The sequence below is a fragment of the Mesorhizobium sp. M0106 genome (assembly GCF_040322715.1).
Lineage (GTDB): Bacteria > Pseudomonadota > Alphaproteobacteria > Rhizobiales > Rhizobiaceae > Mesorhizobium.
Genome location: NZ_JAMYUA010000003.1, coordinates 152,669 through 167,164, shown reverse-complemented (window position 1 = coordinate 167,164; position 14,496 = coordinate 152,669). Strand labels below are relative to the sequence as shown.

Here is a 14,496-nt window from a genome sequence, read left to right as displayed (position 1 = left end):
ACCCTAGACCTGCATGATTTCCGCTTCCTTGTCGGAAAGCAGGTGGTCGATGGTGCTGATTGTCTCGTCGGTCAGTTTCTGAACCTGGTCGGCCCGTTTGCGATGGTCGTCCTCACTGATGTCGCCGTCCTTTTCCGCCTTTTTCAGAAAGTCCATGCCGTCCCGGCGAACGTGGCGTGCGGCGACGCGGGCATTCTCGGCATAACCGTGCGAGATCTTGACCAGCTCCTTGCGGCGCTGTTCGTTGAGCTCGGGCAGCGGAATCCTGAGATTGGTACCGTCGACGATAGGATTGAAGCCGAGATTGGCTTCACGGATGGCGCGGTCGACTGCGCTGACCATCGACTTGTCCCAGACCGAAACCGAAATCATGCGCGGTTCCGGCACCGACACTGTTGCCACCTGGTTGATCGGCATGGTGGTGCCATAGGCCTGCACCTGGACGGCATCGAGCAGGTTGCTCGACGCGCGGCCGGTGCGCAGCGAAGCCAGATCATGCTTGAACGCGGCGATCGCCCCGTCCATGCGCCGTTTGAGATCGTCGTACTCGCCACTCATCATCGTCTCCTCGACCCGTTAACCCGGGTTCACTGCTTAGGCCCTGTTCGAGCCTCATCCGCAACCGGTCCCTTTCGGGTTCATGGTCCGGTCAATCGTCTGCGACAACCGTGCAACGGCCGCCGCCCCTCAGGATATCGCCGAAGCCACCCTTCTCGTGGATCGAATAGACGATTATCGGAATGTTGTTTTCGCGCGCAAGTGCAATCGCCGCCGTATCCATGATCGAAAGCCCGCGTTTGATGACTTCGTCATGGCTGATCCGCTCGAAACGTGTCGCATGCGGGTCCTTCTTGGGATCAGCCGAATAGACACCATCGACCTGGGTGCCCTTGAACAGAGCATCGGCGCCGATCTCGGCGGCGCGAAGGGCTGCAGCCGAATCGGTGGTGAAGAACGGATTGCCGGTGCCGCCGGCGAAGATGACGACCTTGCCCTGGTTCATGTAGGCGGTCGCCTGACGCTGCGAAAAACTTTCGCAAAGCTCGGGCATGGCGATCGCCGACAGCACCACGGCGTCGACGCCGATCTTGTTGAGCGAGGTGCGCAGCGCCAGCGAATTGATAACCGTGGCAAGCATGCCCATATGGTCGCCGGTGACGCGGTCTCCGCCTTTTGACGCAACCGCGACGCCACGGAAGATGTTGCCGCCGCCTATGACGACACCGACTTCGATGCCCAATGCGCGGGCCTCGGCGATGTCGGCGGCGATGCGGTCGACCACCGATACGTCGATGCCGAAATGCTGCTCGCCCATCAACGCTTCGCCCGACGCTTTCAGCAAGACACGTCGGTAGAGGGGCTTCACCGTCATCTGGTCCTCGTCATCGTGCGTGTGACGCGTTTCGGTGCGCCCCGAAACACTGGGCGTTCCGATACACGAAGGGCGCCGCGATGTCACGCGGCGCTCGAGCCGGAAAGTTGAGATCGTGGACCGGGATAGCCGTCAGCTCACGCCGGCAAAAGTGCCTCGCATGAGCAGATCCGGCAGATAGCTTGCCGGCTTACCGCCAACCGCCTGCCCACCGGTCAGGCCGGCTTGTATTTCAGGGCCGAAGAACGAATACGGAAAGGGCGTGACCGGCCGGCTCACCGCATCGAGCCGTGCCCGAAGATCTTCGGGAATGTCGAAATCAAGCGCGCCGAGATTGTCCTTGAGCTGGTCAAGCCTGGTGGCGCCGACGATGACGGACGCAATGCCTGGCCTGTTTGCCGTCCAGTTCAGGGCGACCTGGGCCATGCTGCGGCCGAGCTGGCCGGCAACCCTCTCCAGTTCGGCGACGATTTGCCAGTTGCGATCGGTGAATTTCTGGAAACCGGGATTGGTCGAACCACGCATTGTCTCCAGCCGGCCACCATCCTCGACGATTGTATCGAAACGGTATTTTCCGCTGAGCAGGCCGCTGGCCAATGGACTCCAGACCATGATTCCGGCGCCATAGCGCGTGCCGAACGGCACGAACTCGTGCTCGATGTTGCGCTCGGCCAGCGAATATTCGAGCTGAAGCGCCGAAACCGGTTCATAGCCGCGATGCTCGGCGACGGCCTGCGCCCGGCTTGCGTACCAGGCCGGCACGTCGGACAGACCGACATGCCGGATCTTTCCGGCGCGCACCAGATCGTCCAGCGTCCGCATCACCTCCTCCGGCGGCGTCAGCCTGTCCCAGGTATGGAGGATGTAGAGGTCGATGTAGTCGGTGCCGAGCCGCTTCAGCGAACCGTCTATCGCCCGCAGGATGTTCTTGCGGCCGTTGCCCCCGGCGTTCGGGTTGCCCGGTTCGGCGTTGTAGGTGAATTTGGTACTGATCACCGCCTTGTCGCGCAGCCCACGCTCGGCGATGAATTCGCCGAGCCAGGTTTCGGCCGTGCCACCGGTATAGAGATCGGCGGTATCGAAGAAATTGCCACCGGCTTCGACATAGGCATCAACCAAGGCGCGCGCGGTCTCCTTCTCCGCGCCCCAGCCCCATTCCGTGCCGAACGTCATGGTGCCGAGCGCCAGGCGGGTGACACGCAGCCCGCTGTTGCCGAGCGTGTAGTAGGACATGGTCATGGATTTCTCCTGAAGTTTGAAAAGCGGGATTGAGGTCTTGCCTGGGATACGCAGTCAGGCCTTGGCCAGCGCATCGACCACCACCTGGAAGCGGCGCGGATCGAAATAATCGTGGTAGGCGCTGATCAGACCGCTCTTGAAGTGGAAAATCGCGATATTGCTGTTGGTGTATTCAGTGCCGCCGATCAGCACCGCGCGGTTCTTGTACTCAACGACGATCGCGTCCGAATCCGCTGCCGGATAGATGGCTGTCAGCTGCGAATCGAAGGATTCGAAATTACCGAAGAGGCCTCGGAAGGCCGCCAGGATCGCGGCCTTACCATCGATGCTGTTTCCAAATCCTGCCGGTGGGTAGAAGACAAGTATACGGCCATCTTCAGCCCAAAGGTCGCCCCATGACTCAATGTCGTTGCGGTGCATCAGATCAAAGAATTTACGCACGGTCTCGAGATTACGGGTTCGTTCGGAATCGAGGTCGGTCATTAGACGTCTCCTTAGCTGCTCGGCGATTGCCGTGTGATGCAGCCAAAGATGCGCCCTCCTTTCCCCACCGATAAGATTTGCATTATCCGAATGGACTATGCGATATCATGCATGAATGGACCGCGATCTGCTTAGCCACCTACCTATAATCGTTGCCGTCGCGCGGCGTGGCGGCTTCGCGCCGGCAGCCGCCGAGCTCGGCATGAGCCCGTCAGCGGTCAGCCATGCGGTTCGGCTGGTAGAGGAGCGAATCGGCCAGCCGTTGTTTGCCCGCACCACGCGCAGCGTCTCGCTGACCGAGGCTGGCACCGCGCTTGTCGCTGCGGCGGAGCCGGCGCTGGAAGACATTGCCGACCGGATCGAACGTATCCGCTCTGTCAAAGGCCGGGCAAGCGGACTGCTCAGGATCAACGCGCCGCGTTTGGCGCTGCCTCTGGCGCTGATGCCCATCCTGACGGCGATGGCGGAACGTTACCCTGACGTGACGGTGGAGATCGTCACCGACGAACGTCTGAGCGATATCGTCGGCGAGGGTTTTGACGCCGGCATCCGGCTGGGCGAGATGATCGCCGAGGATATGGTGACGGTGCGACTGACAGGGCCTTTCCGCAGCATCATCGTTGCCTCGCCGGCCTATGTCGCCCGGCGCGGGCGGCCATGGGCGTTGGCCGATCTCGCCGCGCACAACTGCATCGGCTATCGGCTGCTGCGATCACGTGCGCTCTATCGCTGGGATCTGTCCGATCAGGGCAAGGATATCAGCGTCGAGACACGCGGCAGCGTGGTCGTCAGCGATCCGCTGTCGGCAAGGGAAATGGCGCTTGCCGGTATCGGCCTCGCCTATCTGTTCGAGCCGCTTGTCAAGCCCGACATCGAGGCAGGCCGGTTGGTCGAAGTCCTTGGCGAGGTATCGATCGAGGAACCGGGACTGTTCCTCTATTTCCCGCGCCGCGCCTCGATGGCCCCGAAGCTCCGCGCCTTCATCGACACCGCGCAAGAAATCGGCCGGGCATCCTCGCGGATACCCGGCCGAAAAAGCCTTTCAAACGAATAGTTACTTCTTGACCGCTGCCGCGACTTCCGCCGCGAAATCGGTCTCGTCCTTCTCGATGCCCTCACCGAGCGCGAAGCGCAGATAGGCAGCGATTTTGGCTGGCGCGCCGATTTCGCTTTCGGCATCCTTCAGCGCCTTCTCGACGGTAATGTCGGGATTGAGCACGAAAGCCTGCTTGAGCAGCACGACCTCTTCATAGAACTTGCGCAAACGGCCTTCGACCATCTTCTCGATTATCGCTTCCGGCTTGCCGGACTGGCGCGCCTGGTCGGCGAAGATCGCCTTCTCGCGTTCCACTGCGGCCGGATCGAGCTCTTCGGTGGTCAGGGCCATCGGATTGGTGGCAGCGACATGCATGGCAACCTGACGGGCGAAGGCGTTGGCGGCATGCGCGTTGCCTGTCGTCTCGATGGCCACCAGCACGCCGAGCTTGCCAAGGCCGTCGGCGACCGCATTGTGAACGTAGGTTGCGACAGCGCCGTGCTCGACGGTGAGCTTGGCCGAGCGGCGGAAGCCCAGATTCTCGCCGATGGTGCCGACAGCGTCCTTGATGGTCTCGGCGACCGACTTGCCCGAGCCCGGATAGGGAGCGGCGGCAACGGCCTCGGTCTTGCCGCCATAGGCAAGCGCGACCTTCGCGACATTGGCGACGATCTCCTGGAACGCAGCATTGCGGGCAACGAAGTCCGTCTCGGAATTGACCTCGACGATCGCTGCCTCGCGGACGCCGGAATCTACGCCGATCAGGCCTTCGGCAGCGGTACGGCCAGCCTTCTTGTCGGCCTTGGAAATGCCCTTCTTGCGCAGCCAGTCGATGGCTTCTTCCATATTGCCGTTGGTCTCGTTCAACGCCGCCTTGCAGTCCATCATGCCCGCGCCGGTCAAGTCGCGGAGTTCTTTGACCTGTGCAGCCGAAATGCTCATTGTCGCCTCTTTGTCTAAATGCACTGACGCACCATCGATTTTCGATGATGCGCCTGGTGCCGGTAGCGCTTACCGCGCCAACATATTGGAAAGATGAAGGCCGCGGCCGCCCTTCGCTACTATGCTTCCGGGGTCTGGGCTGCCGGGCTCTCGGCGGCCGGGGTCTGATCGAGCGCCGGCTCGACCGGAGCCTCGACCGATGCGCCGATATCGACACCGAGCGCGCCCTGCTGACGGGCGATGCCGTCGATAGCTGCCTTGGCGATCAAATCGCAATACAGCTGGATGGCGCGGGCCGCGTCGTCATTGCCGGGGATCGGGAAGTCGATCTTGTCCGGGTCGCAGTTGGAATCGATGATGGCAACGACCGGGATGCCGAGACGCTTGGCTTCGAGAATGGCGATCGCTTCCTTGTTGGTGTCGATCACGAACATCAAATCGGGCGTCGAACCCATATCCTTGATGCCGCCCAGCGCCTTGTCGAGCTTCTCACGCTCGCGGTCGAGGTTGAGGCGCTCCTTCTTGGTCAGGCCCTGAGCCTCGCCGGCCAGCATTTCGTCGAGCTTGCGCAGGCGCTGGATGGAATTCGAGATCGTCTTCCAGTTGGTCAGCATGCCGCCGAGCCAGCGCGAGTTGACATAGTACTGGGCCGAGCGCTGCGCGGCATCGGCGACGATGTCGGAGGCCTGGCGCTTGGTGCCGACGAACAGCACGCGGCCGCCCTTGGCAACAGTGTCGGAAACCTGCTTCAGCGCCTGGTGCAGCAAAGGCACCGTCTGCGAGAGGTCGATGATGTGTATGTTGTTGCGGGCGCCGTAGATATAGGGCGCCATTTTCGGGTTCCAGCGGTGGGTCTGGTGGCCGAAGTGAATGCCAGCTTCCAATAGCTGGCGCATGCTGAAATCAGGCAGAGCCATTCTTATTTCCTTTCCGGTTAGCCTCCACGGACACAGGCATTTTTGGACTTTGTCCTCGAACGCCACCGGAGGTTTCAGCCGGATTTCTCCCGGGCAGACACCAAAGTCCGTGTGTGGAATGAGCGCGCATATAGAGGGGAAGCGCGACAAACGCAAGCGTTGTGGCGTCTGTGTTTCAGCGTGCGGCGATCAGCGCACCGGTGTCATCGCCGCATCTTCCCCTTCGGCACCCGCACACGCCGGAAAACAGCGACGATCTCCTCGCGGGTGCATTCGATGGCGCCTAACCGCACTGCGCGGTCGCGCTCGAACCCGGTTATGTCATAATGCGGTGCCGATGTCTTCGGCGGTCCTTGGTAGGACGCGCGCTTGATGCCGAGCTGCCCGGCAAAGCGATGCAGCTCGTCGGTGTCGTCTGCCAGCAGATGACACCAGCGGTGGCCGACCCATTTCCAGATCGCCGCATCGACATAGACCGCCATGAGGCTTGCCGCACTCCTTCATCTTGCGCCGACCAACACATCGCTAACGATGATAGAAGGGATTGGCATAGAAAATGAAGCCGCCGCCAGCCTCGAGTTGCGTCATCATCTTGGTGACGGTCTCCTGCATCCGGTCGTGCAGTTCGGCGAGTGCCTCCTCGACGGAGCCTTGATAGGCGTGCAAGCCTAGCGGCTCCGGTACCCGGACATAGGCGCGGCGTGGGCCTGCCGGCTGCGGCACGAAACGGTTGATCGTATCGCGCAGCGTACCCTTGCAATAATCGTTGCGGATCCGCTTCAAATGTTCGGCGATCTCCTCCTGCGTGATGCGCGGGTTGGCTGAAGCCCACCGCCCGACACGCTGCACGCGCTGGATTGTATCCGCCAGCATTCGGACCTGCTTCTGGCTTCCGCTGCCATCCGTGTTTTCCCGCAGCCAGCGCCGCGAACGGCGCAAAAGGTCGGCATTGTCGAGCGTGCCGGCGTCGACCGAGACAAGTTCGGCAAGCCGACGGCCGAGTTCGGTCAGCAGGTCCTTTTGACGTGCGTCATACGAAGCCCGCTCATCGGACCGCAGGCCATATGCAGCCTCATCGCGCGACAGCAACGTCGCATAGATATGATGGATGCGCTCCGGCAGCGAATCGGCGGCACGGCGTTCGATCTTCAGGCTGTGCTCGACATAGGCGTATTCCTTTGCCAGCGCTGCCTCGACATTCCCCGTGAAAGCAAGCTTCCAGATCACGGGCGCGATCCAAACCTTGAAATCCGGATCCGTCAGACGGCCGCGCTTCAACGCCTCGAACCCCATTTCGACCACGCCCGGCAGCAGCGGGGCAATGATGTTGGCATGCCAGCCGACACCGCCTTCGGGATGCAGGAGCACGCCGTGCCCCTTCAGCGCCCAGGCCACCGAATGTTCCTTGGCGGCCGCGCTGTTGCCCGGGATTTGCGCGATCAGATTGTTGGCCAACCAGAATTTCTGCATCAGCCGGCCAAGCCCGTTGACGACGCCGTGCGTGGCCCAGGATGCCGCCAGCGGGCTCACCCGCGAGACGACCTCCTTGTCGATCATCCAGTCGGTAAAGAATTCGGGATGGTTGGGCGTGATGAACGTCGCCTTGCCCGCGCCGCAACAAGCCTTCAGCCTTTGCCGGTCATCCTCTGGAAAATCGATGTGGCGGACGTTGGCGACGCCGCGCAAACCGGCCAGACGGTTGAATGGCAACAGGTCGCGAAAGCCTGGAATGCCGTGCAGCATGACAATCCGGTTGACCAATGTCATAGCGTTGATCAGCGTCGCATTGGGCCGCGGCGCCACAAAAACGTCGATCCTGCTCAACCTGCTCCCCCGCGGCGCATACCGTCATAAGACGTTGATAGGCAATTGCGGCATGCTCAAGTCGATGCGACTTGCCCCGCAAGATTAAGCGCTACTATCCCGGATAGCGGCCGGCGGCTTGCCGTTCACTCGAGCTTATTTAGACGGGCAGGTCTTAGGCTGATCGAACAGTGACAGATTGACCAATTTGCCGGTCATCGAGAACTCGCCATAGTCCATGACGAGATCGCGCGTGATGCCGTTCTTGTGCAGCTTGAAGCTGATCCGGTATTCCGGCACCTCCTCGCCCCCTTTGTCGGCATCATCGAAATAGGCGATGTCGACCGGCCAGTATTTGTCGGTGGCGAGCTTGGCCAGCGCCGGCGCTTCCGGATCGGCATTGTCGGCATCGGCTTGCTTGCCGACGACGACGGTGGTGGTCACCACCTTGTTGGCGTCCTCAGAGCCGTCGAACAGGTTGGTTTCGTAGAAACGCTCGCCCTTTTCCGCCTTGCCGATCATTTCGACCATTTGCTGGGTCGGGAACTGGGTCGGCGCGAGTTCCAGGCTGTTCTTCTCGGGCTTGTCGATATCGACCTTGAGACCGTTGGCTTCCTTCGTTGCGGTACCCTTGACCTCCTTGTCGAGGTTCTGGTCGACAAAGGATTTGTTCACGAAGGAGAAGGTCTTGCCCTCGGCATCCTCGAAGGTGGTCATCTGCTGGTCGGTCAGCCTTGTGTTGTCGCTGGTTACGATCTGGGTCACCAAACGGAACTTTACCGTATAGCCCTCGCAAGGCGAGCCGTTGAACTCGTAGACCATGCGGCCGGTGATGCCGGTAATGCCGGAACGGTCTGAAGCCTTGTCGAGTGAAATGTCGTAAACAGCACGATGCGCCTGCAGCGCAGGCACCGCAAAAGCGGGAGCCGCCCAGGAAGCCGCTGTCAAGAGAACGGCGTTGAATGCGAGGCGCGTTGCGCGCATGGGGTGCTCCGATCATCGCGGCTAGTGGCAAGCCGCATGGAAAGATGGTCCAGCTTAAAAAAAGTCGTGGCGGAAGCGAGGCAAAAATAGCAATTTCGGCCCGGCCTGCGCGGCACCTTCAAGCAATAGGGAAATAGCATGAGCGAAACAATCGAAAAGCGGCTAAGCGATCTCGGCGTGACGCTGCCGGCCGCCGCCGCGCCCGCCGCCAATTACGTGCCCTATTGCCGGACCGGCAATCTGCTGTTCACCGCCGGGCAGTTGCCGCTCAAGGAGGGCAAGCTCCAGGCGAGCGGACTGCTTGGCCGCGATGTCGACACCGCGACCGGCAAGGAAGCCGCAAAATACTGTGCGATCAACATATTGGCCCAGGCTCAGGCGGCACTTGGCGATCTCGAGAAAATCCGTCGCTTGGTGAAGATCACTGTCTTCGTCGCCTCGGCACCGGATTTTGTCGAACAGCATCTGGTTGCCAACGGCGCCTCGGATTTTCTCGCCGCCGTGCTCGGCGATCGTGGCAAGCACGCTCGCTCCGCCGTCGGCACCGCCTCCCTGCCGCTTAATGCCGCAGTGGAAATCGAAGCGATCTTCGAAGTCGAATGACCGGGACTGCAACCATGACCGATCTTTCCTGGCTGACCGCCCGGCCCGTCGCCCATCGCGGCCTCCACGACATGAACAAGACGCGCTGGGAGAACTCCCTTTCCGCCTTCGCTGCGGCGGCCGAGCGCGGCTACGCGATCGAATGCGATGTGCACCTGTCATCCGACGGCGTCCCCGTTATCATCCACGATGGCGATCTGCGGCGGCTGACCGGCGAGGACGGCTTCGTCTGGCAGCGTACGGCTGCAGAGATCACGGCGCTGAAGGTCGGCGGCACCGCCGACCATTTGCCGACGCTGCAGCAGGCGCTTGATCTGGTCGACGGCCGTGTGCCGATGGTTGTCGAACTGAAAGGTGCTGCCGGGCATGACGAAGGCCTGGTCGAAAGCGTCGGCAAGATGCTCAAGCATTACAAGGGCAAGACCGCGATCATGTCGTTCGACCATTGGCTGATCCGCGAGTTCCCGAAATATGCACCCGGCATACCCGGCGGGTTGACCGCCTACGGCAACGACAACCACCTGATCGAGGCGCATTTCGCCATGCTGGCGCATGACATCGCCTTCACCTCCTACGCTGCCGGCGACCTGCCGAACCGGTTCGTCTCCTTCGTGCGAGAGAGACTCGGTATGCCGGTGATCACCTGGACCGTGCACGACCAGCCTGCCGTCGACCTGACCTTCAAATATGCCGACCAGATGACGTTCGAAGGATTCGAGCCCGATCTGGTACGGCTTGCCTGAGCGGGCTTGTATGGGTCCGCAGCGAGCTTAAGTAAGCCTCATGGATCAAGGGGACGACTGCGAAAGACAAACGGCGAATGCGGAGCTGTCGATCCGCATCGCCGCGGGCATCGGCGCCTTTACCAGCGCTGAATGGGACAGCCTCGGCGGCACTACACGCGGCGATGCAGAATACGGCTACAACCCGCTTGTCTCATTCGCTTTTTTGAGCGCGCTGGAAGATTCCGGCTGCGCTGTTCGGCGCACCGGCTGGCAAGGCCATCACCTCAGGCTGGAAACCGCGCGAGGCATGTTGCTCGGAGCGGTCCCCTGCTATCTGAAGTCGCACAGCCAGGGCGAATATGTCTTCGACCATGGCTGGTCGGACGCGTTCGAACGCGCCGGCGGGCGCTACTATCCGAAGCTGCAATGCGCGGTGCCGTTCACACCCGTCACCGGCCCTCGCCTGCTGGTCGGCAGGGGCGAGGACATCCCCACCGTCAAGGCCGGTCTTGCGGCCGGCCTGAAGGCGGTGACGGATAAGCTCGGCGTGTCTTCCGCGCATGTTACTTTCGCGCCGGAGGACGACGTCCAGGTATTGGCGGCGGCCGGCTTCCTGCATCGCACCGACCAGCAGTTTCACTTCTTCAACGAAGGCTTTTCGAGCTACGACGATTTTCTCGCAACGTTAGCCTCGCGCAAGCGCAAGGCAATGAAAAAAGAGCGGCGCGAGGCCCTCGCCGACGGCATCTCGATCGACTGGCTGACCGGCAAGGATCTGACCGAAAAGGCCTGGGACGACTTTTTCGCGTTCTACATGGATACCGGCAGCAGGAAATGGGGCCGGCCCTACCTCAACCGCGATTTCTTCTCACTGATCGGCGAACGCATGGCCGACGACATCCTGCTGGTCATGGCCAAACGCAACGGGCGCTACATTGCAGGTGCCATCAACTTCATCGGTTCAGACGCGCTCTACGGCCGCAATTGGGGCTGCATCGAGGACCACCCGTTCCTGCATTTCGAGGTCTGCTATCATCAGGCGATCGATTTCGCCATCTCGCGCAAGCTGAAGGTGGTTGAAGCCGGTGCGCAGGGCGAGCACAAGCTGGCGCGCGGCTACCGGCCCGTGACGATGCATTCGGCGCACTACATCGCCCATCCAGGTCTGCGCAATGCAGTGGCCGACTACCTCCAGCGCGAGCGGCGCGAAGTCGAGCGGATGAGCGAATATCTGGAAGAGCACACCCCGTTCCGCAAGGACATGGCGCAGTAGAGCAGCGAGACCCCACTTGCTCAGCCACACGGGCCGCATGGCCGATGTCGGCCGATCGTCTTGCCCGCCCGGAATAGCTTCGCTACACGAGACAGCGAGCCAAGAACCGGAGCGCGCGCCATGGCCGAAGCAACCTACGACAGCAGCAACATCTTCGCAAAAATCCTGCGCGGAGAAATCCCTTCGCACCGCGTCTACGAAGATGACGCGGTCATCGTCTTCATGGATGTGATGCCGCAAGGACAGGGTCACACGCTGGTGGTGCCGAAAGCGCCGTCGCGCAACCTGCTTGACGCGGATCCGGCGGTGCTTGGCCCGCTCTTCGTTCACGTCCAGAAAGTTGCGCGGGCCGTAAAGAAGGCCTTCGATGCCGATGGCGTCACGGTTATGCAGTTCAACGAACCAGCTTCGGGGCAGACTGTCTTTCACCTTCACGTCCATGTCATTCCGCGCTTCGAGGGCATTCCCCTGAAACCGCACAGCGGACAGATGGAAAAGCCTGAAGTCCTGGCCGAGAACGCCGCCAAGATACGGATGGCGCTGGCAAGCTGAACCGGCGCAAACCGCTCCGGCGGGCGCCGGGTGCTTAACCGGAAGGTGTCACAAAAAAAGCCCCGTTTCCGGGGCTTTTTTACTGGCTGGTTCGTCAGTTCTTACGCGGCAGTTGCGGCACAAGGCTGCGCTTGCCGCCGTCCTTACCTTTGGGCTCCGGCTTCTGCGCCACCGCCTTTTTTGCGGCGGGCTTTTTCGCCACCGCCTTCTTGGCCTTCGGCGCGTCGTCCGGCTCTTCCTTCTTCGGCTTCACCGGCGCCTCGTCGGCGAGCGATTCGAGCTTCAGGCCGGTCTCGCCGGTTTCCTTCTTCTCGACGGTGACACGCACCGTGCCGCCCTTCTTGAGCTTGCCGAACAGCACCTCGTCGGCCAGCGGCTTCTTGATGTGCTCCTGGATGACACGGCCAAGCGGCCGGGCGCCCATGCGCTCGTCATAGCCCTTATCGGCCAGCCATGCGATTGCATCCTGCGACAAGTCGAAGGTCACGCCACGCTCGGAAAGCTGTGCTTCCAGCTGCATGACGAACTTCTGCACCACCTGATGGATGACCGGCACCGGCAGCGAGCCGAACGGAATGATCGCATCGAGACGGTTGCGGAACTCCGGCGTGAACAGCCGGTTGATCGCCTCGACATCGTCGCCTTCGCGCTTGGTCGAACCGAAACCGATGGCCGCGCGCTGCGCGTCGGACGCGCCCGCATTGGTGGTCATGATCAGGATGACATTGCGGAAGTCGATCTGCTTGCCGTTGTGGTCGGTCAGCTTGCCGTGGTCCATGACCTGCAACAGGATGTTGAACAGGTCCGGATGCGCCTTCTCGACTTCGTCCAGCAACAGCACGCAGTGCGGATGCTGGTCGACGCCGTCGGTCAGAAGACCGCCCTGGTCGAAGCCGACATAGCCGGGAGGCGCGCCGATCAGCCGTGAAACGGTGTGGCGTTCCATATATTCCGACATGTCGAAGCGGATCAGCTCCACGCCGAGCGAGGCGGCGAGCTGCTTGGCCACTTCCGTCTTGCCGACACCGGTCGGACCCGAGAACAGGTACGAGCCGATCGGCTTTTCCGGTTCCCGCAGGCCGGCCCGCGCCAGCTTGATGGCCGAAGTCAGCGCGGTGATCGCGGTGTCCTGGCCGTAGACGACGCGCTTCAACTCGATGTCGAGACCTTGCAGCACCTTCTCGTCGTCGGCGGAAACCGTCTTCGGCGGGATGCGCGCCATGGTGGCGATCGTCGCTTCGATCTCCTTGATGCCGATGGTCTTCTTGCGCTTGGCTTCCGGCACCAGCATTTGCGAGGCGCCGGTCTCATCGATCACGTCGATCGCCTTGTCCGGCAGCTTGCGGTCGTTGATGTAACGCGCCGAGAGCTCGACCGAAGCCTTGATCGCCTCGCTCGTGTAGCGGACCTTGTGGAACTCCTCGAAATAGGGCTTGAGGCCCTTCATGATCTCGATGGCGTCCTCGACGGTCGGCTCGTTGACGTCGATCTTCTGGAAGCGCCGCACCAGCGCGCGGTCCTTCTCGAAGAACTGACGGAACTCCTTGTAGGTGGTCGAGCCGATGCAGCGGATGGCGCCGGACGACAGCGCCGGCTTCAACAGGTTCGACGCATCCATGGCGCCGCCGGAGGTGGCCCCTGCCCCGATCACGGTGTGGATTTCGTCGATGAACAGCACGGCGCCGGGATAATCCTCGAGCTCCTTGACGACCTGCTTCAGCCGCTCCTCGAAATCGCCGCGATAGCGGGTGCCGGCCAGCAGCGTGCCCATGTCGAGCGCGAAGATGGTGGCATTGTGCAGCACTTCGGGAACGTCGCCCTCGACGATGCGCTTGGCGAGGCCTTCGGCGATTGCCGTCTTGCCGACGCCGGGATCACCGACATAGAGCGGGTTGTTCTTGGAGCGGCGGCACAGCACCTGGATGGTCCGGTTGATCTCGCTCTCGCGACCGATCAATGGATCGATCTTGCCGGCCTTGGCCTTGTTGTTCAGGTTGACGCAATAGGCAGTCAGCGCGTCCTGCTGCTGCTTCTTCTTGCCGCCTTCCTCTTGCGGCTCGGCCCCGCTCTGGCTGCCTTGCTCGTCGTCGGCGCCGCGCGGCGTCCGCGTCTCGGAAGCGCCGGGGCGCTTGGCGATGCCATGCGAGATGTAGTTGACCGCGTCGTAGCGGGTCATCTGCTGTTCCTGCAGGAAGTAAGCGGCGTGGCTCTCGCGCTCAGCGAAGATGGCAACGAGCACGTTGGCGCCGGACACTTCCTCGCGGCCTGACGACTGCACATGGATCACCGCGCGCTGGATGACGCGCTGGAAACCGGCAGTCGGCTTGGAATCTTCATCGTAGCCGGTGACGAGGTTGTCGAGCTCGGTGTCGATATAGGTGAGGACCGTATGCTTCAACTCGTCGAGATCGACGTTGCAGGCACGCATGACGGCCGCCGCCTCGGTGTCGTCGATCAGGGCGAGCAGCAAATGTTCAAGGGTTGCATATTCATGGTGCCGCTCATTTGCGAGCGTCAGCGCTTGGTGAAGCGCCTTTTCCAGGCCTTGGGAGAAAGCCGGCATGTTA

The 14,496-nt window shown here is 61.8% G+C and carries 15 protein-coding genes; 5 read left to right on the top strand and 10 right to left on the bottom strand.

Going from position 1 to position 14,496, the window contains the following annotated elements; translation table 11 throughout:
- Positions 1–3: 3 nt before the first annotated feature.
- The 4 genes from frr to NKJ55_RS04325 all read right to left on the bottom strand — a co-directional run bounded on the left by frr (position 4) and on the right by NKJ55_RS04325 (position 3,094).
- Positions 4–558 (bottom strand): ribosome recycling factor, encoded by a 555-nt coding sequence (gene frr / locus NKJ55_RS04340; protein WP_084640965.1) that lies wholly within the window; start codon positions 556–558, stop codon positions 4–6.
- A gap of 91 nt (positions 559–649) precedes the next feature.
- Positions 650–1,372, bottom strand: a complete 723-nt coding sequence (pyrH, locus tag NKJ55_RS04335; RefSeq protein ID WP_023674934.1) for a UMP kinase — start codon at positions 1,370–1,372, stop codon at positions 650–652.
- A gap of 132 nt (positions 1,373–1,504) precedes the next feature.
- Positions 1,505–2,611, bottom strand: a complete 1,107-nt coding sequence (locus tag NKJ55_RS04330) for an aldo/keto reductase (protein ID WP_352448818.1) — start codon at positions 2,609–2,611, stop codon at positions 1,505–1,507.
- 54 nt (positions 2,612–2,665) lie between these two features.
- Positions 2,666–3,094 (bottom strand): nuclear transport factor 2 family protein, encoded by a 429-nt coding sequence (locus tag NKJ55_RS04325; protein WP_352448817.1) that lies wholly within the window; start codon positions 3,092–3,094, stop codon positions 2,666–2,668.
- Between the two features lie 115 nt (positions 3,095–3,209).
- Here NKJ55_RS04325 and NKJ55_RS04320 point away from each other — a divergent pair, with 115 nt between their 5' ends.
- Entirely contained in the window at positions 3,210–4,148 is a 939-nt protein-coding gene (locus tag NKJ55_RS04320; protein ID WP_352448816.1) for a LysR family transcriptional regulator, read from the top strand.
- Here the strand turns inward: NKJ55_RS04320 and tsf are convergent, their stop codons facing one another.
- From tsf to NKJ55_RS04295, 5 genes are all read right to left on the bottom strand, one after another.
- On the bottom strand, positions 4,149–5,072 hold the full coding sequence (gene tsf / locus NKJ55_RS04315) for a translation elongation factor Ts (RefSeq protein ID WP_352448815.1): 924 nt from the start codon (positions 5,070–5,072) through the stop codon (positions 4,149–4,151).
- A 119-nt stretch (positions 5,073–5,191) separates the two neighbouring features.
- The gene (rpsB, locus tag NKJ55_RS04310; RefSeq protein ID WP_031211288.1) at positions 5,192–5,989 is read right to left on the bottom strand and encodes a 30S ribosomal protein S2; all 798 of its coding nucleotides are present in this window, start codon (positions 5,987–5,989) and stop codon (positions 5,192–5,194) included.
- Positions 5,990–6,192: 203 nt separating this feature from the next.
- A complete protein-coding gene (locus tag NKJ55_RS04305; RefSeq protein ID WP_352448814.1) occupies positions 6,193–6,471 on the bottom strand; it encodes a DUF4031 domain-containing protein in 279 nt (92 codons plus the stop codon).
- 43 nt (positions 6,472–6,514) lie between these two features.
- A complete protein-coding gene (locus NKJ55_RS04300; RefSeq protein WP_352448813.1) occupies positions 6,515–7,813 on the bottom strand; it encodes a lysophospholipid acyltransferase family protein in 1,299 nt (432 codons plus the stop codon).
- A gap of 135 nt (positions 7,814–7,948) precedes the next feature.
- Positions 7,949–8,776, bottom strand: coding sequence for a cell envelope integrity EipB family protein (locus NKJ55_RS04295; RefSeq protein ID WP_023674927.1), 828 nt, complete (start codon positions 8,774–8,776; stop codon positions 7,949–7,951).
- Positions 8,777–8,914: 138 nt separating this feature from the next.
- Here NKJ55_RS04295 and NKJ55_RS04290 point away from each other — a divergent pair, with 138 nt between their 5' ends.
- The 4 genes from NKJ55_RS04290 to NKJ55_RS04275 all read left to right on the top strand — a co-directional run bounded on the left by NKJ55_RS04290 (position 8,915) and on the right by NKJ55_RS04275 (position 11,929).
- A complete protein-coding gene (locus NKJ55_RS04290; RefSeq protein ID WP_352448812.1) occupies positions 8,915–9,379 on the top strand; it encodes a RidA family protein in 465 nt (154 codons plus the stop codon).
- 14 nt (positions 9,380–9,393) lie between these two features.
- Positions 9,394–10,122, top strand: a complete 729-nt coding sequence (locus tag NKJ55_RS04285) for a glycerophosphodiester phosphodiesterase (RefSeq protein ID WP_352448811.1) — start codon at positions 9,394–9,396, stop codon at positions 10,120–10,122.
- A 40-nt stretch (positions 10,123–10,162) separates the two neighbouring features.
- A complete protein-coding gene (locus tag NKJ55_RS04280) occupies positions 10,163–11,377 on the top strand; it encodes a GNAT family N-acetyltransferase (protein WP_352448810.1) in 1,215 nt (404 codons plus the stop codon).
- Positions 11,378–11,497: 120 nt separating this feature from the next.
- Positions 11,498–11,929: an HIT family protein gene (locus tag NKJ55_RS04275; protein WP_352448809.1), complete on the top strand. Its 432-nt coding sequence runs from the start codon at positions 11,498–11,500 to the stop codon at positions 11,927–11,929.
- 94 nt (positions 11,930–12,023) lie between these two features.
- On the opposite strand, the gene clpA is transcribed toward NKJ55_RS04275, so the two are convergent.
- Positions 12,024–14,492, bottom strand: coding sequence for an ATP-dependent Clp protease ATP-binding subunit ClpA (gene clpA / locus NKJ55_RS04270; protein ID WP_352448808.1), 2,469 nt, complete (start codon positions 14,490–14,492; stop codon positions 12,024–12,026).
- Positions 14,493–14,496 lie beyond the last annotated feature (4 nt).